Annotated in this window: 20 protein-coding genes; 7 read left to right on the top strand and 13 right to left on the bottom strand. The window is 68.3% G+C overall.

Features of this window, described 5'->3' with window-relative positions; translation table 11 throughout:
* Positions 1-34 precede the first annotated feature (34 nt).
* The 4 genes from BLV63_RS13190 to BLV63_RS13205 all read right to left on the bottom strand — a co-directional run bounded on the left by BLV63_RS13190 (position 35) and on the right by BLV63_RS13205 (position 4,154).
* Positions 35-1,405: a dihydrolipoamide acetyltransferase family protein gene (locus BLV63_RS13190; RefSeq protein WP_066215240.1), complete on the bottom strand. Its 1,371-nt coding sequence runs from the start codon at positions 1,403-1,405 to the stop codon at positions 35-37.
* A gap of 1 nt (position 1,406) precedes the next feature.
* On the bottom strand, positions 1,407-2,426 hold the full coding sequence (locus BLV63_RS13195) for an alpha-ketoacid dehydrogenase subunit beta (protein WP_066215238.1): 1,020 nt from the start codon (positions 2,424-2,426) through the stop codon (positions 1,407-1,409).
* Positions 2,426-3,538 (bottom strand): pyruvate dehydrogenase (acetyl-transferring) E1 component subunit alpha, encoded by a 1,113-nt coding sequence (gene pdhA, locus BLV63_RS13200; protein WP_082724214.1) that lies wholly within the window; start codon positions 3,536-3,538, stop codon positions 2,426-2,428. The genes BLV63_RS13195 and pdhA overlap by 1 nt, the downstream gene beginning before the upstream one ends.
* Before the next feature lie 259 nt (positions 3,539-3,797).
* On the bottom strand, positions 3,798-4,154 hold the full coding sequence (locus BLV63_RS13205; protein ID WP_074784303.1) for a winged helix-turn-helix transcriptional regulator: 357 nt from the start codon (positions 4,152-4,154) through the stop codon (positions 3,798-3,800).
* Between the two features lie 101 nt (positions 4,155-4,255).
* On the opposite strand from BLV63_RS13205, the gene BLV63_RS13210 reads away from it, so the two are divergent.
* Positions 4,256-5,701 (top strand): MFS transporter, encoded by a 1,446-nt coding sequence (locus BLV63_RS13210; protein ID WP_066215234.1) that lies wholly within the window; start codon positions 4,256-4,258, stop codon positions 5,699-5,701.
* On the opposite strand, the gene BLV63_RS13215 is transcribed toward BLV63_RS13210, so the two are convergent.
* Positions 5,698-7,308, bottom strand: a complete 1,611-nt coding sequence (locus tag BLV63_RS13215; RefSeq protein WP_066215233.1) for a monocarboxylic acid transporter — start codon at positions 7,306-7,308, stop codon at positions 5,698-5,700. The genes BLV63_RS13210 and BLV63_RS13215 overlap by 4 nt on opposite strands.
* On the bottom strand, positions 7,305-7,688 hold the full coding sequence (locus tag BLV63_RS13220; protein ID WP_066215230.1) for a DUF485 domain-containing protein: 384 nt from the start codon (positions 7,686-7,688) through the stop codon (positions 7,305-7,307). Before BLV63_RS13220 ends, BLV63_RS13215 begins: the two co-directional genes overlap by 4 nt.
* A gap of 234 nt (positions 7,689-7,922) precedes the next feature.
* Here BLV63_RS13220 and BLV63_RS13225 point away from each other — a divergent pair, with 234 nt between their 5' ends.
* Genes BLV63_RS13225 through BLV63_RS13240 form a run of 4 tightly spaced genes read left to right on the top strand, consistent with a single transcriptional unit; the run spans position 7,923 to position 11,741 of the window.
* Positions 7,923-9,170 carry a sensor histidine kinase gene (locus BLV63_RS13225; protein WP_066215228.1) on the top strand — a complete coding sequence of 416 codons (1,248 nt, stop codon included), beginning with the start codon at positions 7,923-7,925 and terminating at the stop codon, positions 9,168-9,170.
* 23 nt (positions 9,171-9,193) lie between these two features.
* Positions 9,194-9,931: a LytR/AlgR family response regulator transcription factor gene (locus BLV63_RS13230; RefSeq protein WP_254780558.1), complete on the top strand. Its 738-nt coding sequence runs from the start codon at positions 9,194-9,196 to the stop codon at positions 9,929-9,931.
* The gene (locus BLV63_RS13235; protein WP_066215226.1) at positions 9,928-10,296 is read left to right on the top strand and encodes a hypothetical protein; all 369 of its coding nucleotides are present in this window, start codon (positions 9,928-9,930) and stop codon (positions 10,294-10,296) included. The genes BLV63_RS13230 and BLV63_RS13235 overlap by 4 nt, the downstream gene beginning before the upstream one ends.
* Positions 10,293-11,741, top strand: a complete 1,449-nt coding sequence (locus BLV63_RS13240; protein WP_066215224.1) for a sodium/solute symporter — start codon at positions 10,293-10,295, stop codon at positions 11,739-11,741. The genes BLV63_RS13235 and BLV63_RS13240 overlap by 4 nt, the downstream gene beginning before the upstream one ends.
* A gap of 38 nt (positions 11,742-11,779) precedes the next feature.
* Here the strand turns inward: BLV63_RS13240 and BLV63_RS13245 are convergent, their stop codons facing one another.
* From BLV63_RS13245 to rpsB, 6 genes are all read right to left on the bottom strand, one after another.
* Positions 11,780-12,361 carry a DivIVA domain-containing protein gene (locus BLV63_RS13245; protein ID WP_066215220.1) on the bottom strand — a complete coding sequence of 194 codons (582 nt, stop codon included), beginning with the start codon at positions 12,359-12,361 and terminating at the stop codon, positions 11,780-11,782.
* A gap of 47 nt (positions 12,362-12,408) precedes the next feature.
* Entirely contained in the window at positions 12,409-13,320 is a 912-nt protein-coding gene (locus tag BLV63_RS13250) for a phosphatidate cytidylyltransferase (RefSeq protein ID WP_066215219.1), read from the bottom strand.
* Positions 13,320-13,877, bottom strand: coding sequence for a ribosome recycling factor (gene frr / locus BLV63_RS13255; RefSeq protein ID WP_066215217.1), 558 nt, complete (start codon positions 13,875-13,877; stop codon positions 13,320-13,322). The genes BLV63_RS13250 and frr overlap by 1 nt, the downstream gene beginning before the upstream one ends.
* 120 nt (positions 13,878-13,997) lie before the next feature.
* Positions 13,998-14,738, bottom strand: coding sequence for a UMP kinase (gene pyrH, locus BLV63_RS13260; protein ID WP_066215213.1), 741 nt, complete (start codon positions 14,736-14,738; stop codon positions 13,998-14,000).
* A gap of 156 nt (positions 14,739-14,894) precedes the next feature.
* Entirely contained in the window at positions 14,895-15,731 is an 837-nt protein-coding gene (gene tsf, locus BLV63_RS13265) for a translation elongation factor Ts (RefSeq protein ID WP_066215211.1), read from the bottom strand.
* A gap of 130 nt (positions 15,732-15,861) precedes the next feature.
* Positions 15,862-16,695, bottom strand: coding sequence for a 30S ribosomal protein S2 (rpsB, locus tag BLV63_RS13270; protein ID WP_066215209.1), 834 nt, complete (start codon positions 16,693-16,695; stop codon positions 15,862-15,864).
* 408 nt (positions 16,696-17,103) lie between these two features.
* Between rpsB and BLV63_RS13275 the strand changes: the two genes are divergently transcribed.
* A complete protein-coding gene (locus BLV63_RS13275; protein ID WP_082724213.1) occupies positions 17,104-17,736 on the top strand; it encodes a M23 family metallopeptidase in 633 nt (210 codons plus the stop codon).
* A 110-nt stretch (positions 17,737-17,846) separates the two neighbouring features.
* Here BLV63_RS13275 and BLV63_RS13280 read toward each other — a convergent pair whose 3' ends face one another.
* Positions 17,847-19,037 (bottom strand): acyl-CoA dehydrogenase family protein, encoded by a 1,191-nt coding sequence (locus BLV63_RS13280; RefSeq protein ID WP_066215205.1) that lies wholly within the window; start codon positions 19,035-19,037, stop codon positions 17,847-17,849.
* Between the two features lie 199 nt (positions 19,038-19,236).
* Here BLV63_RS13280 and BLV63_RS13285 point away from each other — a divergent pair, with 199 nt between their 5' ends.
* Entirely contained in the window at positions 19,237-20,991 is a 1,755-nt protein-coding gene (locus BLV63_RS13285) for a biotin carboxylase (protein WP_082724212.1), read from the top strand.
* Positions 20,992-20,997: the final 6 nt, after the last annotated feature.

The raw sequence follows: 20,997 nt of genomic DNA on the forward strand, positions 1-20,997 counted from the left end.
GCCGGGCACCTGAACACCGGGTCGGTTCGGTGCCTCAGATCATCGTGAGGACCATGCCCGGATCCGCCAGGATCCGGCCGACATCGGCCAGGAAGCGGGAGCCCTGTTCGCCGTCGACCAGTCGGTGGTCGAAGGACAGGCTGAGGGTCAGCACCTGACGCAGCGCCACCTCGCCCTGGTACTCCCATGGCTGACGGCGCACCGCTCCGACGGCCAGGATGCCGGCCTCGCCGGGGTACAGCATCGGGGTGCCCGCGTCGATCCCGAACACACCGATGTTGGTGATGGTGAACGTCCCGCCGCTCAGTTCGGCGGGCGTGGTGCGCGCGGCGCGCGCCTTCTCCGCCAGGTCCGCGAGCGCCACGGCCAGGTCCCGCAGGCTGAGCGTGTGCGCGTCCTTGATGTTCGGCACGGTGAGACCGCGGGGTGTGGCCGCCGCGATGCCCAGATTCACGTAGTGGTACTGAACGATCTCCTGGGCCGCCTCGTCCCAGTGGCTGTTGAGCGTGGGGTTGTTCGCGAGCGCCACGAGCACGGCCTTGGCCACGAGCGTGAGCGGTGTGAACTTGAGCCCTGCGAAGGTCCGGTCGGCCTTGATCCGGGCGAGCAGCTCCATGGTCGGCGTGACGTCGACCGTGAGGAATTCGGAGACCTGCGGCGCCGTGAACGCGCTCGCGACCATCGCCGCCGCCGTGTGCTTGCGCACCCCCTTGATGGGGCTGCGGGTCTCTCGTCCGACGACGCCGGCCCCCGCCTCGCCCGCGCCCGTCCCGGCGAGCGCGGACGCGCCGCCGTCCGTGCCCGGCCCGGCGGCCTCGCCACCTGCCGCGGTGGCCGCCCCGGAGAACGCCAGCACGTCCTCCCGGGTGATGAGGCCACGCTCCCCCGTGCCCTGCACGCGTTCCAGGTCGATGCCGAGGTCCTTGGCCAGCTTCCGCACGGGAGGCGTGGAGCGCGGCCGTTCCTCGCGGGGCGCCGGGGCGCTCGTCGCGACGGGCGTGGTGACGGCGGGCGTGGTCACGGCCGCAGCCGGGGCGGACGCCGCGGGAGAAACGGCCGCCGCCACCCGCGCGCGGCGGGCCGGACGCCCGCCCTTCTCCACGAGGGCGCCGTAGCCGACCAGGTTCGCCTCGCGCTGAGGCGGCTGCGCGGCGTCGTCGTCCGCGCCGACCACGTCGAAGGACACGAGCGGGTGCCCTACCTCCACGACCGTCCCGGGATCCGCGTGCAGCGCGGAGATGGTGCCCGTGAACGGTGAGGGCAGTTCCACGACGGCCTTGGCCGTCTCGACCTCGGCGATGATCTCGTTGAGGGCGACCGACTGACCCGGCGTGACCTTCCAGGCCACCACTTCGGATTCCGTGAGTCCTTCACCCAGGTCCGGCAGGTTGAAAACCTTGATCATGTCAGTCGTCCGCTCCTGGGAGGTTCGAGAGGGAATTGGCGCGCCCCATGGCCCGGTCGACACCGTCGAGGATGCGGTCCAGGTCGGGCAGGTGGTGGGATTCGAGCTTGGAGTACGGGTACGGGATGTCGAAGCCCGTGACCCGCACCGGCGCGTGCTCCAGATAGTGGAAGCACCGTTCCGTGATGCTGGCCGCGATCTCCGCGCCGAGCCCGCCGTTCTGCCCCGCCTCATGGGTGATCACCAGCCGGCCGGTCTTGCGGACCGAGGCCTCCACCACGGGGTAGTCCACCGGTGAGAGGGATCGCAGATCGATGACCTCCACGGAGACGCCCTCGTCCCCGGCGGCCACCGCGACGTCCAGCGCCGTCTTCACAAGCGGGCCGTACGTGACCAGGGTGACGTCGGATCCCTCGGTGAGCACCCTCGCCGAGCCCAGGGACAGCGCCGTGGCCGGGTCGACCGACTCGTCCACCTCGCCGCGGTCGTGATAGCGGCGCTTCGGCTCGAAGTAGAGCACCGGGTCGTCACACGCGATGGCCTGTTGAATCATCGTGTAGGCGTCCTGGGGGTTCGACACGGAGATGACCCGCAGCCCTGAGGTGTGGGTGAAGTAGGCCTCGGGCGATTCCGAGTGGTGCTCGGGTGATCCGATGCCGCCGCCGAACGGCACGCGGATCGTCAGGGGCACCTTCACGAGGCCCTGGGTCCGGTAGTGCAGCTTGGCCACCTGCGAGACGATCTGGTCGAACGCCGGGTAGATGAACCCGTCGAACTGGATCTCGCACACCGGCCGGTAGCCCCGGTACGCCAAGCCGACCGCGGTGCCGATGATGCCGGACTCCGCCAGAGGCGTGTCCAGGACGCGGTGGGCGCCGAAGTCCTTCTGCAGACCGTCCGTGATCCGGAAGACGCCGCCGAGGGATCCGATGTCCTCCCCCATCAGGAGGACTTTGGGATCCGTTTCCATGGCGCGCCGGAGCCCTGCGTTGATCGCGCGGGCGAAAGTCATGGTCGACATCAGCGCTGCCCTCCCTCGGTGGCCGTGCCGGCCGTGGCGCCGGAGTGGTCGAACTGGTCCAGATACCGCCGGTAGTGCTCTTCCTGGCGTTCCAGCCAGGGATTCGGTTCGGCGTAGACGTGCCGGAACACGTCGAGCGCCTCGGGTTCCGGCATGGAGATGACCCCGGCGCGGACGACGGCGGCCACCTCGTCCGCCGCGCCTGCCACGCGCTGCCGCAGGGCGTCGTCCAGGACGCCGCTGGCCTCGAGGTGACGCTCCAGCCGGGCGATCGGGTCCTTGGCGGCCCAGTCCTCGAGCTCGTTGGCATCCCGGTAGCGAGTGGGGTCGTCCGCCGTCGTGTGCGGTCCCATGCGGTAGGTCACCGCCTCGATGAAGCTCGGACCGCCACCCTGCCGGGCCCGGTCCAGGGCGATGCGGGTGGCCGCGAGCACCGCCAGGACGTCGTTGCCGTCGACTCGCAGATGCGGGATGCCGAAGCCGCCGGCCCGCTCGGCCAAGGTGATGTGGCTCTGGAGGCTCACGGGCTCGGAGATGGCCCAGTGGTTGTTCTGACAGAAGAAGATGGCGGGCGCCTGGTAGCTCGCGGCGAACACCATCGCCTCGTTGACATCGCCCTCGCTCGTGGCGCCGTCGCCGAAGTACGCGACCGCGGCCGCGTCCGCGCCGTCGAACTGTATGCCCATCGCATAGCCGACCGCGTGGAGGGTCTGGGCGCCGATGATGATCTGCGGTGTGGCCATGTTGATGGCGAACGGGTCCCAGCCGGAGGAGGCGTTGCCGCGCCAGACCCGGAGGATCTGGCTGAGGTCCACGCCGCGGCAGTAGGCCACGCCGTTCTCGCGGTAACTGGAGAACACGAAGTCGTCCTGGCGGAGCGCGCGGCCGGAGCCGATCTGAGCTGCCTCCTGCCCGAGGAGCGGCGGCCAGAGGGCCAGTTCTCCCTGGCGCTGGAGGGCGGTGGCTTCGGCGTCGATCCGCCGGATCACCACCATGTCCTCGTACAGTCCGGCCAGGACGGCGGCGCCGTCATCGCCATCGAGGTCCTGGAGCCAGGGGTCCAGCTGAGGCTCCGGCAGGCGCTCTCCACTCGGGGCGAGCACCTGGAGCATTTCTTCCCCGGGGTGGTGGGGATTGAGGTCGGGCACGATAGTCAACTTCCCTTCGCCGCGGCCGAGTCACTCCAGGGATCGCCCGGAGCCCCTCTGGACGCCATCGTCACATGCAGCTCTTACTTGTGAGGCTACTCACATTGAAAAGCGCGAACAAGCACTTCCGGCGCAATTGCGCGGAATGCGGTGTTCGGTGAATCCATGCCCTGTCCGAGTAGCCTGAATGCCCCAGCGGCACACGCCGCACTGGGCATTCTGCTCAATCCTCGGCGTCGATCCTGCCCGCATAGTCGGCGCCCCACCGGGCAAGCTGGTGGATGATCGGCAAGGCGCCACGGCCGAGCTCCGTCAGCGAGTACTCGACCTTCGGGGGCACTTGCGGATAGACGGTCCGCAGGACGAGCCCGTCGTCCTCGAGTTCGCGCAACTGGCGGGTGAGGACCCTCGGCGGAGGGTCCCCCAGGCGACGTCCCAGCTCGCCGAAGCGGATCACCCCGTCCTGGTGCAGCAGGCTGAGAATGGCCGGCTTCCAGGCCCCGCCGAGCACCACCACGGCGACCTCGGCCGCGCATTCCGCCGGCCATTCCCGGACCACCTTCTCCGTCCGTTCGCGCACGCGGATCTCCTTCCGACGACCGCAGGTACTGACATTTTTGTCAGTACGGGCAGGAAAAGTCAGTACTTGCCCATGGTAGGCATACCCAGCAGTCTGAGAACATGTCCCACGTCCACAGCGCCCCTGCGACGGCGCCGTCCTCCCGCCGCTGGCTCGCCCTCGTCCCCATGCTGCTCGGCGTGCTGATCGGAAGCCTGAGCCTCAGCTCGATCATCACCGCGCTCCCGGCCCTGCTGTCCGAGCTGCGGCTGGACCCCGGAGTCGGAGTGTGGATCATCGACATCTACCCGCTCACCCTCGGCGTCACGCTCGTCCTGGCCGCTCGCGCCGGAGACCACTGGGGCCGGAGACGGGTCATGGTGCTCGGGCTCGGCGGCTTCGCCGTGTTCAACCTGGTCGCCGGGCTCCAGTCGGCGGGGCCGGGGCTCATCGCCCTCCGGATGCTCCTGGGGATCTCCGAGGCCATGGTCATCTCGAGCGTGGTCTCGACCATCGGCACGCAGTTCCACGCGCGCGAACGAGTCCTCGCCTACGGATTCTGGACGGCGGCGTTCGGGGCCGGAAGCGCGTTCGGGCCGCTGCTCGGCGGCGTGCTGACCGAGGGACCGGGATGGCGCTGGATCTTCCTGGGGTGCGTGCCGCTCTCGGTCATCGCGGTCCTGGCAGCCCTCCGCTTCGTCCCCGAAGGGCGGGCGCCCGTCCCACCGCACTGGGATCCGCTGAGCATCGCCACGTCGGTGCTCGCGATCGGCGGGATCGTCTACGCTCTGCAGCATGCGCTGGCGGAGACGATGCCCGCCGCGGTGCTGGCCGCGGCCGGACTCGCGGCGGGCTACCTCTTCGTGCGCCGCCAGAAAACGCTCGACAATCCGCTGATCGATGTCGGGATCTTCCGCATCCGCGAGTTCAGCATCGCCTACAGCCACATCCTCGTGATCACCGGGACCACCGCCGCGACCCTCTACCTGGTCGGGCAGCAGGTCCAGGACGAACAGGGGCTCAGCCCTGCCGGGGCCGGCCTGGTCCTGCTCCCCCTGGCGGCGCTGACCGGAATCGTCGGCGCGACCGCTCCCCTGGCCCTGCGCTGGGTCGGCCGCAAGACCATCACGACGCTCGCACTGTTGGTGGCGCTGCTCGGTCAGCTCTGGCTGGCGTCCGGGCTCCCGGGCATCCCGGTCGCGCTCGGCCTGATCGGGGCGGGCTTCGGCGCAGTGGGAACGCTGGCCGCGGCCGCCCTCTTCGACTACACGACGCCGGCCCAGGCCGGTCAGGTGGGCGCGGTCCAGGAGGTCAGCTTCGCCCTCGGGAACGGCATCGGCGTGGCGGTCTTCGGCACCATCGCCCTCGCAGCCGGCCCGGACGGCTACCGGTTCGCCATGCTGGCCGCGGGCGCGGTCCTGGCCGTCGCCGTCGTCGCGTACCCGGTCCAGGCGGTGCGGTCTGCCGTGCGCGGCCGAGGCCGCCGGCCGGCTGCGGACCGTCCCATGACGGAACGGGTGCAGCGCGAGCCGGCGGCCTCGACGAGGGCCTGCGCGGGAACGGACTAATGGTCCACGGCCTTCTCGGCGCCCACGCCTGTCAGGGACCGCACCTCCATCTCCGCCTGCTTGGCGGGATCCTCCTTCCGCCGGTCCAGGATCGTGCCCAGCCAGCCGAGCACGAAGGCCAGCGGGATCGAGATGATCCCGGGGTTGCTGAGCGGGAACCAGGCGAAATCGGCGTTCTGGATCATCGAGGTCTTGGTTCCGGAGACCACCGGGCTGAAGGTGATCAGCAACACCGCGGACGCCAGTCCGCCGTACATGCTCCAGAGCGCCCCCTGAGTGGTGAACCTCTTCCAGAACAGGGAGTAGATGATGGTGGGCAGATTCGCCGAGGCGGCCACCGCGAAGGCGAGCGCCACGAGGAACGCGACGTTCTGCCCGTTCGCGAAGACCCCGCCGATGATCGCCAGCACGCCGATCACCACCACGGTCCGCCGCGCCACCTTGACCTCCTGGGCGGGGTCCGACTTCCCCTTCGCGATGACGTTGGCGTAGATGTCATGCGCGAAGGACGCCGCGGCGGTGATGGTCAGGCCCGCGACCACGGCGAGGATCGTGGCGAACGCGACCGCGGAGATGAAGCCCAGCAACAGCGGACCGCCCAGATGGAAGGCGAGCAGCGGAGCCGCCGAGTTCACCCCGCCCGGAGCCTTCTTGATGAGGTCGGCGCCCACCATGGCGCCGGCGCCGTAGCCCAGGATCAGGGTGATCAGGTAGAACGCGCCGATCAGCCAGATCGCCCACACCACCGACTTGCGAGCCTCCTTCGCCGTGGGGACGGTGTAGAACCTCATGAGCACGTGCGGGAGCGCCGCCGTGCCGAGTACGAGGGCCAGGGCCAGGGAGACGAAGTCCAGCTTGGTGGTCGGGCTCTTGCCGTACTGGAGGCCCGGATTCAGGACGGCCGGATTCTGGGCTGCGTCGACGGCGCCGCCGAGCAGGGCGGAGAGGTTGAAGCCGTAGCTCGCCAGGACCCACAGGGTCATGACGGCAGCGCCCGCGATCAGCAGCACCGCCTTGATGATCTGGACCCAGGTGGTGCCCTTCATCCCGCCGATCAGCACGTACACGATCATCAGGACGCCGACCACCACGATCACGAGCGCCTGCCCTCCCCAGTCGCTGATGCCCAGCAGCAGCGAGATGAGGCTTCCGGCGCCCGCCATCTGCGCGAGCAGGTAGAAGAAGCAGACGGCCAGCGTGGACAGGGCCGCCGCGATCCGCACCGGGCGCTGGCGCAGCCGGAAGGACAGGACGTCTGCCATGGTGAACTTGCCGGTGTTGCGCAGGAGCTCCGCAACCAGGAGCAGCGCCACGAGCCAGGCCACCAGGAAGCCGATCGAATACAGGAATCCGTCATAGCCGTTGAGGGCGATCGCCCCGGTGATCCCGAGGAACGAGGCCGCGGAGAGGTAGTCGCCGGCGATCGCGGTCCCGTTCTGGGAGCCCGTGAACGACCGGCCGGCGGCGTAGTAGTCGGCCGCGGTCTTGTTGTTCCGGCTCGCCCGGATCACGATCACGAGGGTCACCAGCACGAAGGCGGCGAAGATCCCCATGTTCAGGAGCGTGGTCTCTTTGAGTGCTGAGAGCTGCACCATGGGAAGGCTCATCGCGCCGCCCCCTCACCCGGCGTGGCGGCGGAACGGTCATGCTCGTGCCGTTCGATGCCTTCGCGGATGCCGGTCGCGATCGGGTCCAGCGTCTTGTTCGAATACCGCACATACCAGGCCGTGATGCCGAAGGTCGTGACGAACTGGAGAAGCCCGAACACCAGACCGACGTTGATGTTCCCCCAGAGCTTCGCCGACATGAACTCGTGGGCGTAATCGGCGAGGAGGACGTAGGCGAAGTACCAGAGCAGGAAGAACGCGGCCAGCGGGAAGACGAAGCTGCGGTGCTTCCTCCGCAGGTCCTGGAATTCCGGTGTGGCCTGGACCTCCTGAAAGTCCACGGCCAGTGCGCCGTCCTCGGGAGGGGTCTCGTGTCCCATGGCTTCCTCCTTGAAGCTGCTAGTGCTGCCTGGTCCGGACCGGGGCGGCCCGGTGGTCTCCGATCTTCAGATCGGGTGTGACTGACATCACTATGCGATCGTCGTGGGGTCCGTGTCCGGCAGACACCGGATCGGATCGCCCAGCGGAGTGAGACGTGCGACGAACGGCAGCGGACCTGGACTCCTGCGGCCCGATTCCGGCCCGCGCGGACCACGGCTCGCTACGCTGAGCCCATGCCGGATTCCGCGCTCCTGCTCGCCCTCGCCGTCGGCGTCGTCACCCTGGCCATCGCCGCGGTGACCGGCGTCGGCGTCCAGATCCTCCGTTCCTTCCGCGAACTCGGCAGTGACGCCGAACGCGCCACCTACCAGACCCTCCACAGCGCGGCGCTCGCGGGAACGCACTTGCGCGCCGGCCTGTCACCGGAGAGCGCGTCCCGCGCCGCCCGCCATCTGCGCGCACTGCTCGGCTGCGAGGCGATCGCCCTCCTGGACGCCGACGGCGGCCTCCTCACCTGGGACGGCACGGAACCCCCCGAGCGGCAGGAGGTCCTGGACCGCGCGTGGGGCGATGGCCGTCCGCACCGGCCGGCGCTGCTCAGACCGACGCCGCAGGCCCGGGGCCGCCGCAGCGGACGTGGCCCGGGGCGCGGGAGCCGGCACGGAAGCGGGCCCGGGGGTGAGACCATGTCCGGAGCCGCGACGGCGCCCGTCCGCGTGGACGGGGAGGTGGTCGGCCTGCTGGTCGCCGTGAGCACCGCCCCCGGCGCCGGGCTGCTCCGGGCGACCACCGAGCTGGCCTCCTGGCTGGGTTCCCAACTCGAGCTGGCCGACCTCGAGCGGTCCCGCACCATGCTCGTCGAAGCGGAGCTGAAGGCCCTGCGCGCGCAGATCAGCCCCCACTTCATCTACAACTCACTCAACGCGATCGCCTCGTTCATCAACACCGACCCCGCCCGGGCCCGGGAGCTCGTGCTGGAGTTCGCCGATTTCACCCGGTACTCGTTCCGGCGGCACGGGGACTTCACCACCCTCGCCGAGGAACTCCGGAGCATCGACCGCTACCTCCTGCTGGAGCGGGCGCGGTTCGGCGAGCGCCTGCAGCTGTCCCTGACGATCGCGCCCGAGGTGCTGAGCACGATCGTCCCGTTCCTCAGCCTCCAGCCGCTGGTCGAGAACGCGGTCCGTCACGGGCTCGAGTCCCGGGCCGGCACCGGGACCATCACCATCAAGGCGTATGAGGAGGGTGGTGACGCCGTGGTCAGCGTGGAGGACGACGGCGTCGGCATGGATCCCGAGCGTCTGCGCGCCCTGCTCGCCGGGCAGGACGGAGGCGGGAACCACGTGGGGCTGCGGAACGTCGATCTCCGGCTGCGGCAGGTGTACGGCGACGGTCACGGCCTGGTCGTGGAGACCGCGCCGGGTGAAGGGACCCTGGTGACACTCCGCATCCCGAAGTCCCAGCCTCGCCACGAGGCCTGAAGCGCCCGCGCTACCCTGGTCGAGTGACAGCAATCACAGCGGCGCTCAGGGTCCTGGTGGTGGACGACGAGCTCCCCGCCATCGAAGAACTCACGTTCCTGCTGGGCAAGGACGCCCGGGTGGGAGACATCCACCGGGCGGAATCCGGGGAACAGGCCCTGAAGGAACTGGACGCCACAGTGTTCGACGCCGTCTTCCTCGACATCCACATGCCCGGTCTGTCCGGATTGCAGCTCGCCCGCACGCTCAACTCCCGTCCTTCTCCACCCGCCGTGGTGTTCGTGACCGCCGACGAGGACTGCGCCCTGGAGGCCTTCGAACTGGCCGCCGTCGACTATCTGCTCAAGCCGATCCGCCCGGAACGCCTGGCCCGCTCCGTGTCCCGGATCAGCGAGCCCGCCGGAGAGGCCTTGCGGGCACCGGAGATGATCCCCGTGGAGCTGGGTGGTGTCACCCGCATGGTCCGTCGCGACGAGGTGCAGTACGTCCAGGCCCAGGGCGACTATGCACGGCTCCACACCGCCGAGGCGAGCTATTTGGTCCGCGTCCCTCTGAGTGAACTGGAACAGCAGTGGGGCACCGCGGGCTTCCTGCGGATCCACCGCTCCTACCTCGTGGCGCTCGGGCACGTGAGCTCGCTCAAGCTCGGAGCGGCCGCGCCGAGCGTCACCGTCGCCGGCGCGGAGCTGCCCATCAGCCGCCGTCTGCTCCCGGCCGTGCGGAACGCGCTCACCCCCTCGCGCCTGAGGTCCGGCGGATGACGCGGGTCCGTGTCGTCGGCCCTTCCGCGCGGTCGCAGGCGCCGGTCCCCCTGCGCCCGGCGCCGGGCGGCGCCCGGCAGTCCACGGAAGACGACGCCGCCCACGTCTACCTGCGGTCCCTGCTCCGCACCCAGCTGCGCCTGGCCCTTGTGGTCGCCCTGGGATTCCTGCTGATCGCGGCCACGTTCTCCGTGCTGCTGGTGTGGGTCCCCTGGCTTCGCGATCTCAGCGTGCTGAGCGTCCCCTTCGAGTGGATCCTCCTGGGAGCGGGGCTCTTCCCGGTGATCCTCCTCGGCGCCGTGCTCTACACCCGGCTCGCCCAGCGCAACGAGGACCGGTACCGCGATCTCACCGAGGACCGGTGAACGCCTCACTCGCCGTCGGCGCGATCCTCCTGGTCGCCGCGGCAACCCTTCTCATCGGGATCCACGGATTGCGCATCTCGCGGACCACGAGCGATTTCTATGTGGCGTCCCGCACGGTCCAGCCTTGGTGGAACGCTTCGGCCATCGGCGGTGAGTACCTTTCCGCCGCGAGTTTCCTGGGCGTCGCGGGGCTGGTGTTCCTGAACGGTCGGGACGCTCTCTGGTATCCGGTCGGCTACACCGCCGGATACCTCATGCTGCTGCTGTTCGTCGCGGCGCCGCTGCGGCGCTCCGGCGCGTACACGGTGCCGGACTTCGTCCAGGCGAGGCTCGGATCGCTTCCGGCGCGGCGGCTGACCAGCCTTCTCGTCGTCCTGGTCGGGTGCCTCTACATCATCCCGCAGCTCCACGGGGCGGCGCTCACCGTCTCGACCATGACCGGGCTGCCGTCGTGGGCCGGTTCGGGGACGGTCGCGCTGGTCGTCACGCTGGCCGTCGTCGCGGGCGGCATGCGGTCCATGACCTTCGTCCAGGCGTTCCAGTTCTGGCTCAAGCTCGCGGCCCTGGCGGTCCCGGTGCTCTTCATGCTGTTCTCCGTGCCGGGGCTGCATCCCGCCGCGGCGCCCCGGACGGTGCCGGCCATGGCCGCCACCGGAGCTCTCGGAACGTATCAGAACATCTCGCTCTTCCTGGCTCTGCTGCTGGGAACGCTCGGCCTGCCCCACGTCCTGGTGCGCTTCTACACGAATCCGGACGGCCCGACGGCCCGGAAGACGACCGTCCTGGTGCTCGGCCTCCTGTCGGCGTTCTACCTGCTGCCCGTCGCGTTCGGCTATCTGGCCCGCGTCTATGCGCCCGGCGTCGTCGCCGGAACCCAGCCCGACGCCGTCGTGCTGCTGTTGCCGCATGTTCTGGTCCCGGGGGCACTCGGCGACCTGCTCACCGCCCTCGTGGTGGCCGGGGCCTTCGCGGCCTTCCTGTCCACGACGTCGGGGCTCGTGGTGTCCGTGGCGGGCGTGCTGTCGCAGGATGCGCTGGGCGGCGGGGTGAAGGGCTTCCGCCGAGCGGCCGTGCTCGCGATGCTGGTGCCGTTCCTGCTCTCGGTGCCGACGCAGAGCCCTGCCCTGGCGGGCAGCGTGGGCCAGGTGTTCGCCTTCACCGCCTCGACCCTCTGCCCCGTGCTCGTGCTGGGCATCTGGTGGCCCCGCCTCAGCACGGCGGGCGCAGTGGCCGGCATGGTCACGGGAGGCCTGGGGTGCGGCGCCGCCATGATCGCGACGGCGGTTCTGGGCACGACGGCGCCGGTCTGGCTTTCGCAGCCGGCCGCCTGGAGCGTGCCCCTGGCGTTCGCCGTCATGATCGGCGTCTCGTCGCGGACCCCGCGAAGCGTCCCGGTCGACGCCTGGCGGATCCTCACCCGGCTCCACGCACCGGAGCGCCGCTGACGGCTGTCCCCACGGCGGCGCCGCGCGGCGGAGCGCCGTCAGTCGATGGCGGCCATCAGCTCGACGACGCGGTCGAGAAAGGCGTCCACCTGGGCCTCTTCGTAGGCGTCCTGGCCCTTCGCGGGCGGGAAGGAGGCGCGACGGACGTCATCGACGCTCAGCGCGTGATCGTGTTCCAGATAGTCCACGATGTCCTTGCACAGCGCATCGACCTCGGTCACCGCATATCCCTGCGTCCGGGACTTGGACGGATGGCGGAACTTCTCGCCGTCGGGACGGTAGAGACGCTGGCGCAGCAGCGCCGACAGCCGTCCGACCTCGCCGAGCCAGGCTTCCTCGCCCTCGCTGGAAATCAGCCGGTCGCGTTCGCGCCGCGCCAGAGCGTCCTCCAAGATGTCCAGGGCGTGATCGACCTGGGCGGCCTCGTAGCCGCCGCGTGCCGGATCGAAGGCGACCTTGCGCACATCGGTGCTGGTGAGGGGACGGTCGTGCATGGGGTCCTCGAAGACCGCGCGACCGCGCTCCATGAAGTCGTCCACCTGCGCCACGCTGTAGCCATAGCTGGAGCGTTCGACACGGCGGAAGGTCGCGGGGATCTTGCCGCTGCTCGCTTCTGTCATGGATTTCCCCTTACGGAAAGTACGTGATGCGGTGTCTTCATCCGGCATCAATGTGCGTTTTCAAAGACATGGAACAGGATAAAGGCCACCGGTGCGGCGAAGAGAACCGAGTCCAGCCGGTCCATCACGCCGCCGTGCCCGGGAAGGATCGAGCTCATGTCCTTGACGCCCAGCTCCCGCTTGACCATCGACTCGGCCAGGTCCCCGGCCGTGGCGGCGCCGACCATGCCGATCGCCAGGACGACACCCAGCCACCACGGCTTGTCGAGGAAGAACACGCAGGCCAGGATGCCGATGAGGACGGCTCCGGCCACCGAACCGGCGAAACCCTCCCAGGACTTTTTGGGGCTGATCTTCGGCGCCATCGGGTGCTTGCCAAGCGAAGCCCCCACCAGGTAGCCGAAGGTGTCATTCGCGACCACCAGGAGCAGCATGGTCATCAGCTGGAACACGCCTTGCGGAGCCTGACCGCCCGGCCAGAGACCGATGCTGGCCTGTCCCACCCCGGTGTGCATGGCCAGGACCGCGAAGCTGATGAAGAACGGCACCCACGCCAGGATGAAGATGCTCGCGTAGATGCTGGGGGCAGCCCCTTCGGCGGACTCGGCGCTGCGCCAGACCAGGATCGCGAAGGCGCCGGCCACCACCCCGTAGAGCAGGGCTTCGAGTCCTCCGAAATAGGAGACGAACGGCAGCGCGACCGAGGCCAGCATGAGGGGCGCGATCGTCACCCGGATGCCATAGCTCTCCAGGGCGCGGGCGACCTCCCAGACGCCGAGACAGGCGAAGCCCGTCACGACGGCCACGAAGCCGAGAGGAAGGAAGAACAGCGTGCCCAGCACCACGACGAGCAGTCCGAGCCCCACGCCGATGGCGGCCGGGAGATCCCGGCCGGCCTTCGGCGTGGGGTTGGGACGCGCGGTTCGCGGGGGACGGCGCCGCCCGGCGTGCTCAGTCATCAGACTTCGAGGAGCTCAGCTTCCTTGCGCTTCAGCAGCTCGTCGATCGCGTCGACGTGCTGCTTGGTCAGGGCATCGAGCTCCTTCTCGCCACGGGCGCCGTCGTCCTCGCCGGCTTCGCCGTCCTTGACGAGCTTGTCCAGGGTGTCCTTGGCTTTGCGGCGGATGGAACGGACGGAGACCTTGGCGTCTTCGGCCTTGCCCTTGACGATCTTGACGTACTCCTTGCGGCGCTCCTGCGTCAGCTCGGGGAGCACCACGCGGATGACGTTGCCGTCGTTGGACGGGTTGGCGCCCACCTCGGAGTCGCTGAGGGCCTTCTCGATGTCACGCAGAGCCGTCTTGTCGTACGGGGTGATGAGGATGGTGCGGGCTTCCGGAACGGCGAAGGAGGCCAGCTGCTGCAGAGGAGTGGGAGTGCCGTAGTACTCCACGATCACCTTGCTGTAGAGAGCCGGGTTCGCGCGACCCGTGCGCACCGAGGCGAAATCTTCCTTGGCCACCTCGATGGCCTTGTCCATCTTTTCGCCCGCTTCGAGCAGGGTCTCTTCGATCACGGTTTCTCCTGTGAACTCATGGGTGAAACGTGCCTGAGATCCAGGCACAACTACAAACATCCTAGCCGCAGCCGCCGCCCCCGGCCTTCCGCAGGGTTCGGGGCGGCCGCGGCCGTGGTGTTACGGGGTGACGCGGGTGCCGAGGTCCTCACCGAGGATGGCGCGGGTGACGTTGCCTTCGCCCTCCATGCCGAAAACCAGCATGGGGAGCTTGTTGTCCTTGCACATGGTCATGGCCGTCTGATCCATGACGCGGATGTCGCGTCGCAGGGCCTCGTCATAGCTGAGGACGTCGAGCTTCTCGGCGTCCGGATTGGTCTTGGGGTCCGCGGTGTAGACGCCGTCCACGCCGCTCTTCGCCATGAGGACCTCGTCGGCGTGGATCTCCAGCGCGCGCTGGGCCGCCACGGTGTCCGTCGAGAAGTACGGCAGGCCTGCGCCCGCCCCGAAGATCACCACACGGTTCTTCTCCATGTGACGGATGGCACGGCGCGGGATGTAGACCTCGGCCACCTGAGCCATGGAGATCGCGGACTGCACGCGGGTGTCGACGCCGGCCTGCTCCAGGAAGTCCTGCAGGGCCAGGCTGTTCATGACCGTGCCGAGCATGCCCATGTAGTCCGCACGGGACCGGTCCATGCCGCTCTGCGACAGTTCGGCGCCCCGGAAGAAGTTGCCACCGCCCACCACGACGGCCACTTCCACCTCGTTCCTGACCGCCTCGGCGATCTGGGTGGCGATGCCACGCACCGTCTCAGGATCGACGCCCAGCTTGCCTCCACCGAAGACCTCGCCGGAGAGCTTCAGCAGCACTCGACGGCGGCGCGGCGACGGATCGTTGGCGATGGTGGTGTTTTCCATGGGGCCTCCCTGGCTCGGTTCTGTCTTCACTATATGTTGCGGAGCCCGGCGCCAGCGGCGCCGTCTGTGTGCCCTCCCCTGGCGGGCGGAAACCGTCCGTCGGTGCGCACACAAAAGGGGCGGCTACCGAAGTAGCCACCCCTTCTGAATGTCTGACTAGGAGCCGACGCGGAAGCGTGCGACGGCCACAGCCTGGACGCCCGCCTCTTCGAGGACGGCGCCGACGGTCTTCTTGGCGTCCTTGGCGAATGCCTGGTCCACGAGAACCTCGCCCTTGAAGAAGCCGGTCACGCGGCCTTCGACGATCTTCGGCAGCGCAGCCTCGGGCTTGCCCTCGGCCTTGGCGGTCTCCTCGGCGATGCGGCGCTCGTTGTCGACCAGCTCGGCCGGAACGTCTTCACGGGTCAGGTAGTTCGGGGCCATGGCGGCCACGTGAACGGCGACGTCGTGAGCGGCGGTCTCGGCGGCCTCGCCGGTGCCGGAGACGGCGAACAGCACGCCGACCTGAGCCGGGAGGTCCTTGGAGGTCTTGTGCAGGTAGGCGTCAACGGTGCCACCCTCGACGCGGGCCACGCGGCGAACGGCGACCTTCTCGCCCAGCACGGCGCCCTCTTCGACGACGACCTCGGACAGCGGCTTGCCGTCGACGTCGGCGGCGAGCAGGGTCTCCAGGTCACCGGTGTTGGCGGCCACGGCTGCGGCGAGCACCTTGTCGGCGATGGAGATGAACTTGTCGCTCTTGGCGACGAAGTCGGTCTCGCAGTTGACCTCGACCATGTAGCCGACGTTGCCCACGACCTTGGCGGCGACGAGGCCCTCGGCGGTGGAGCGGCCTTCGCGCTTGGTGGCGCCCTTCAGGCCCTTGATACGGATGATTTCAATGGCCTTCTCGGCATCACCGTTGGCCTCGTCAAGAGCCTTCTTGACGTCCATCATGCCGGCGCCGGTGCGCTCACGCAGGGCCTTGATGTCAGCAGCAGTGTAGTTCGCCATGGGAACCCCTCAAATGTGTTGTTGCGTCTAAAGATCTGGGTATGACATGCGTGACAGGATGGCCGCCCGGAGGCAGCCATCCTGTCACCAGCCGTTCCGGGCGGGGCCCGGAACGGTCGCAGTCAGGGACTTACTCGGCGGCCGGAGCCTCAGCAGCGGGAGCCTCAGTAGCTTCAGCAGCGGGAGCCTCAGCAGCCTTCTCGCCTTCCAGGAGCTCGCGCTCCCAGGCGGCCAGGGGCTCTTCAGCAGTCTCGGCGGTGCCGTTTGCGCGGTTGTTACGAGCGATCAAACCCTCGGCGACGGCGTCGGCAACAACGCGGGTCAGCAGGTTCACGGAGCGGATGGCGTCATCGTTGCCCGGGATCGGGAAGTCGACCTCATCCGGATCGCAGTTGGTGTCGAGGATGGCGACGACCGGGATACCCAGCTTCTTGGCCTCGTCAACCGCCAGGTGCTCCTTCTTGGTGTCAACCACCCAGAGGAGGGAAGGGGTCTTCGTGAGGTTGCGGATACCACCGAGGTTGGCCTCGAGCTTGGTCAGCTCACGCTTGAGGAGCAGGAGCTCCTTCTTGGTGTAGCCGGAGCCGGCGACGTCGTCGAAGTTGAGCTCTTCGAGCTCCTTCATGCGCTGGATGCGCTTGGCGACGGTCTGGAAGTTGGTGAGCATACCGCCCAGCCAGCGCTGGTTCACGTAGGGCTGGCCCACGCGGGTGGCCTGCTCGGCGATTGCTTCCTGAGCCTGCTTCTTGGTGCCGACGAAGAGCACGGTGCCGCCGTGGGCGACCGTGGCCTTGACGTGCTCGTAGGCACGGTCGATGTAGGACAGAGCCTGCTGCAGGTCGATGATGTAGATGCCGTTGCGCTCGGTGAGGATGAAGCGCTTCATCTTCGGGTTCCAACGGCGGGTCTGGTGGCCGAAGTGGACACCGCTGTCGAGCAGCTGGCGCATGGTTACGACGGGCATGCCATCGCTCCTTCCGGCAGGTCACGCGTTCTCGTGAGAGGGCCTTTCGAGTGGCCGCTCTTGCCCTGCCATAGTGTTTTTGTCGGTTATCAGTCCGGACATCACATCCGGGCTCCTGGTGCCCCAGGAACCACTCGCCGCGTCCCGGTGAACCCGGAAACGTGGACCGTGAGCAGTCCCAGCCCACAGCGATCACTCCGCGAACGGATTGAGGGGGCTGCGAGGATGGACACGCGAAGTCAGTCGGCGCGACCTCCGCCGGGCAGGCGCAGGGCACAGAAGACTGCAGTCCCCAGTGTACTACACGGGCGCTACCCACCCCGCTCTCCACAGGGTGCCGCGCCTCACCTCTCCACATACGCCATCAGCCTCGTTTCCCCCCTGCCGAAGCCCGGCGACAGTGGAGTCATGACGAGCACGAAGACCCTGGACCGACCACGAAGCTGTCCGCAGCCAGCCCGTCCACCACGACGGCGCCGGGTCGCCGCCCGCCCCGTCGTCCGGACAGGCGTTCTGGTGGCGTCGCTGCTGGCGGCACTGCCCGTCTCCGCCGCGGCGGACTCCCCAGGAGTCATCCACTCCTCGTCACACGGACCCACGGCCGGGGCCGCCTCTCACTGGGACTGGCCCTTGGAACATCCCGGACGGCCTCTGCGTCACGATGTGCTGCGACCATTCGATCCGCCCGACCAGCCCTGGCTGAGCGGGCACCGTGGAGTCGATCTCCGAGCTTCAGAAGGCGATGGGGCCGCCGTCCTCTCCCCCGCCGACGGCGTCGTCAGCTTCCGCGGCACCGTCGTGGACCGCCCGGTCATCACCATCGACCATGGTCATGGACTGAAGAGCAGCTTCGAACCGGTCGAGAGTGATCTGAAACCCGGAGAGGCGGTGCACCGGGGCCAGCGCATCGGCTCGCTTCGGCCCGGACACTGCGCCGTGTCCGTCTGCGTCCACTGGGGCGTACGTCGGGAGGACGACTATGTGGACCCCCTGCGTTTCATCCAGGACCCCCGCCCATCGATCCTGCTGCCCTGGAGATGAGTGCCTCCTCATGCCGCAGGCCGGCTCCCCCGCGGGGAACCGGCCTGCCAGTGGAGCGGATCGTCACGGCGACGGATGAAGTGCCGCGTGGAATCTTCGGGGCGCCGCCGTCAGACGATGGCGGAGATCCCGGTGATGGCGCGTCCCGTCACCAGGGTGTTGATCTCGTAGGTGCCCTCATAGGAGTAGATGGCCTCGGCGTCGGCGAAGATCTTGGCGATCTCATAGTCGGTCACGATGCCGTTGCCGCCCAGAAGGCTGCGGCCGATCGCCACCGACTCACGCATCCGCGCAGTGGTGAACGCCTTGGCCAGCGCGGACTGCTCATCCTTGGCGACTCCGGCGTCCTCGAGCTGCGACAGCCGGACCATCATGCCCATGGAGCTCACGGCGTTGCCGAGGATCTTGACGAGCTGCTCCTGCACGAGCTGGAACGAGGCCAGCGGGCGGCCGAACTGGTGACGCTCCACCGCGTAGCGCCGCGCGACGTCGAACGCGGCGAGCTGCTGCCCCACCGCCTGCCAGGCGACTGCCAGGCGGGTGACCTTGAGGACCTTATTGGTGTCCCGGAAGCTGTTGCCGCCCGCGAGCTTGTGGCTGTCCGGAACGACGACGTTCTCCAGCACGATGTCCGCGTTCTGGACGGTGCGCAGCGAGATCTTGTTCTCAATCTTCGTGGCACGGTAGCCCGGCAGCGTGGTGTCCACGAGGAACGCCTTGACCTGGTTGTCCGCGACGTCACGGGCGTAGATGACGACGTAGTCCGAGAAGGTGGCGTTGCCGATCCAGCGCTTCGCGCCGTTGAGGATCCAGGTGTCGCCGTCCTTCTGCGCGGTGGTCCGCGTGCCGCCGGCCACGTCCGAACCACCGAGGGGTTCGGTCAGGCCGAAGGCGCCGATCTTCTTCATGGCGTAGATGTCCGGCAGCCACGCTTCCTTCTGCTCCTCCGAGGCGAGCGCCTCGATCGAGCCGGTGAAGAGGCCGTCATGGACTCCCATGAAGGTGGCGATGGACGTGTCCGCACGCGTGAACTCGGCGTGGACGATGCCCGCGAACAGGTTCGAATACCCCTGGCGGTGCACCGGGCTCATCACGTCCAGCTCCGCGAGCTTGGGAATCAGCTCCATGGGGAATTCGCCGCGGTTCCAGCAGTCCACGGCGATGGGCCGGACCTCACGGTCGAGCCACGTCCTGATCTCGCTCAGGCGGTCGCGCTCCTTGTCGGAGAGCAATTGTTCGAAGGCGAAGAAGTCGCCATCCGCGTACGGCAGATTGTTGATGTCCAGCTCGGCCTTGGCCATGATCCCTCCACAGGAATTGATGTTACTCATGAGTAACTTATCCCACTTTGCGGGCCGGGTAAAGGGTGCGTCAGGCCACCGGCCGAGCCGCAACAATCGCGGACCCGCCGACATAATCCGGGGGCCGCTGGAACATTCTTGGTGCGACCTGGGTCACATGCCAAGATGTCGCTACGTACCCCGGAGGGAAGGAATCGCCATGGTCCGGAAAGCAGCGTCCAACGGAGCAGACAGCCAGCAGGGCACCACCGCAGCCACCGCGTCGCCACGCACCAGAAAAGCCGTAGCGACGGCCGTTCCGCCCGAACCGACGCCCACGCTCGAACCGGTCGCGCCGACCCTCGAACCCACGGTCGCCGCCGTCGTCGCTCCGGATGTCAAGACCGGCCCTGCCAAGACCTCCGGCGTGCGCGGCGCCCTCACCAAGCGCATCCCCGCGCCGCGCCGTTCACGCACCAGCAAGCCGGCTCCCCGCATCCGCAACCGCAGCAAGGGCGACGGACGCCACCTGAACAACATGTCGGAGATCCGGCACTTCTTCCGGACGGACGAATCCCCCATCTTCTTCGTGGGCGCCTCGGCGTTCAATCTCCTCGGTCTCGACCGCTGGGTCCGCGGTTTCTCCTACATCACCTACTACGACAGCTGGGAAGGCACCCATCCCCGGGTGTTCACTCCCGCCGACAAGCCGTACATCGAATTCCAGAGCGGCGAGGAGATCAACAACTGGCTGCTCACGAACCACGAGGTCCGCGCCCACATCGAGCACCGCACCCCGGCCGGCGTGCATCCCAAGATCGTCATGGTCTTCTTCAATGAGGAGACCGAGCACATCTGCCAGGAACTCGGCTACGAGCTGATCCTTCCGCCGGCCGCCCTGCGCGAACGCCTCGACTCCAAGATGGAGACCACCCGCATCGCCACGTCCGCCGGCGTGGACAGCGTCCCGAACGTGATGACGACGGTGGACAGCTGGGCCGACGTCGTGAAGGCCACCAAGGCGGCAAAGCTGGGCACGGACCTGGTCATCCAGACCGCCTACGGCGACTCCGGCAAGACCACCTACTTCGTCACGTCGGAAGAGGAGTTCGACGCGGTCGCTGAAAACCTCCGAGGCGAGGAGGTGAAGATCATGAAGCGGATCAACAACCGCCCGATCGCGGTCGAGGCCGTCATCACCCACCACGGCACCATCGTGGGCCCGTGCATGACCGAGATCACCGGCCATAAGGCGCTCACCCCGTACCGCGGCGGCTGGGCCGGCAACGAGATGTACCCGGACGTCCTGGCCGAGAAGGCACGGCATGCCACCACGGAACTCGTGCGGAAGCTCGGTGACCGTCTCGCGAAGGAGGGGTACCGCGGGTTCTTCGAAGTCGACGTCCTGCTCGACACGGACACCGACGAGGTCTACCTCGGCGAGCTGAACCCCCGGATCAGCGGGGCCTCCGCCATCACCAACGTGACGGCGGGCGCCTACGCCGATGTGCCGCTCTTCGTCTTCCACCTCCTTGAATACTCGGGCGTCGAGTTCACCCTGGACGTGGATGAGATCAACGCCCGCTGGGAGGAACTCGCCTCAGAGGACGAGTGGAGCCACATGGTGATCAAACACACGGACAAGACCGTGGAGCACATCGACGCCGCCCCCACCACCGGACTGTATGTGCTGGACGGTCAGGGCCGGTTCGTCTTCGCGCACCGGGAGCTGGACTGGCACCTGGTCAACAACGAGTCGGAAGCGTTCTACCTGCGCATCTATGGTCCGGGCGATTATCGCTGGAAGGGTGCGGACCTCGGGATCCTGGTCACGAAGGGCCGCCTCCAGGGCTCCCACGGCGGCCTGACGATCCATGCGCGCCACCTCATCGAGTCGATCCGGAGCATGTACCGCGCCACCCCGCTTCCGGATTCCGAACCCGTGAAATGGCCCGCTCCCGCGAAAGGGAATTAAATTACC

Origin of the sequence: Arthrobacter woluwensis (assembly GCF_900105345.1) — a bacterium.
In the GTDB taxonomy this organism is placed as follows: Bacteria; Actinomycetota; Actinomycetes; order Actinomycetales; family Micrococcaceae; genus Arthrobacter_E; species Arthrobacter_E woluwensis.

Excerpts from the sequence above, each read along its gene's own strand:
- BLV63_RS13280 (WP_066215205.1), bottom strand. The coding sequence starts at position 19,037 with ATGGCCAAGGCCGAGCTGGACATCAACAATCTGCCGTACGCGGATGGC.
- tsf (WP_066215211.1), bottom strand. The coding sequence starts at position 15,731 with ATGGCGAACTACACTGCTGCTGACATCAAGGCCCTGCGTGAGCGCACC.
- pdhA (WP_082724214.1), bottom strand. The coding sequence starts at position 3,538 with ATGCTCCAGGTGCTCGCCCCGAGTGGAGAGCGCCTGCCGGAGCCTCAG.
- BLV63_RS13250 (WP_066215219.1), bottom strand. The coding sequence starts at position 13,320 with ATGACTGAGCACGCCGGGCGGCGCCGTCCCCCGCGAACCGCGCGTCCC.
- BLV63_RS13215 (WP_066215233.1), bottom strand. The coding sequence starts at position 7,308 with ATGAGCCTTCCCATGGTGCAGCTCTCAGCACTCAAAGAGACCACGCTC.
- BLV63_RS13285 (WP_082724212.1), top strand. The coding sequence starts at position 19,237 with ATGGTCCGGAAAGCAGCGTCCAACGGAGCAGACAGCCAGCAGGGCACC.
- BLV63_RS13225 (WP_066215228.1), top strand. The coding sequence starts at position 7,923 with ATGCCGGATTCCGCGCTCCTGCTCGCCCTCGCCGTCGGCGTCGTCACC.
- BLV63_RS13210 (WP_066215234.1), top strand. The coding sequence starts at position 4,256 with ATGTCCCACGTCCACAGCGCCCCTGCGACGGCGCCGTCCTCCCGCCGC.
- BLV63_RS13235 (WP_066215226.1), top strand. The coding sequence starts at position 9,928 with ATGACGCGGGTCCGTGTCGTCGGCCCTTCCGCGCGGTCGCAGGCGCCG.
- pyrH (WP_066215213.1), bottom strand. The coding sequence starts at position 14,738 with ATGGAAAACACCACCATCGCCAACGATCCGTCGCCGCGCCGCCGTCGA.
- rpsB (WP_066215209.1), bottom strand. The coding sequence starts at position 16,695 with ATGCCCGTCGTAACCATGCGCCAGCTGCTCGACAGCGGTGTCCACTTC.
- BLV63_RS13275 (WP_082724213.1), top strand. The coding sequence starts at position 17,104 with ATGACGAGCACGAAGACCCTGGACCGACCACGAAGCTGTCCGCAGCCA.
- BLV63_RS13245 (WP_066215220.1), bottom strand. The coding sequence starts at position 12,361 with ATGACAGAAGCGAGCAGCGGCAAGATCCCCGCGACCTTCCGCCGTGTC.
- BLV63_RS13220 (WP_066215230.1), bottom strand. The coding sequence starts at position 7,688 with ATGGGACACGAGACCCCTCCCGAGGACGGCGCACTGGCCGTGGACTTT.
- BLV63_RS13195 (WP_066215238.1), bottom strand. The coding sequence starts at position 2,426 with ATGTCGACCATGACTTTCGCCCGCGCGATCAACGCAGGGCTCCGGCGC.
- BLV63_RS13190 (WP_066215240.1), bottom strand. The coding sequence starts at position 1,405 with ATGATCAAGGTTTTCAACCTGCCGGACCTGGGTGAAGGACTCACGGAA.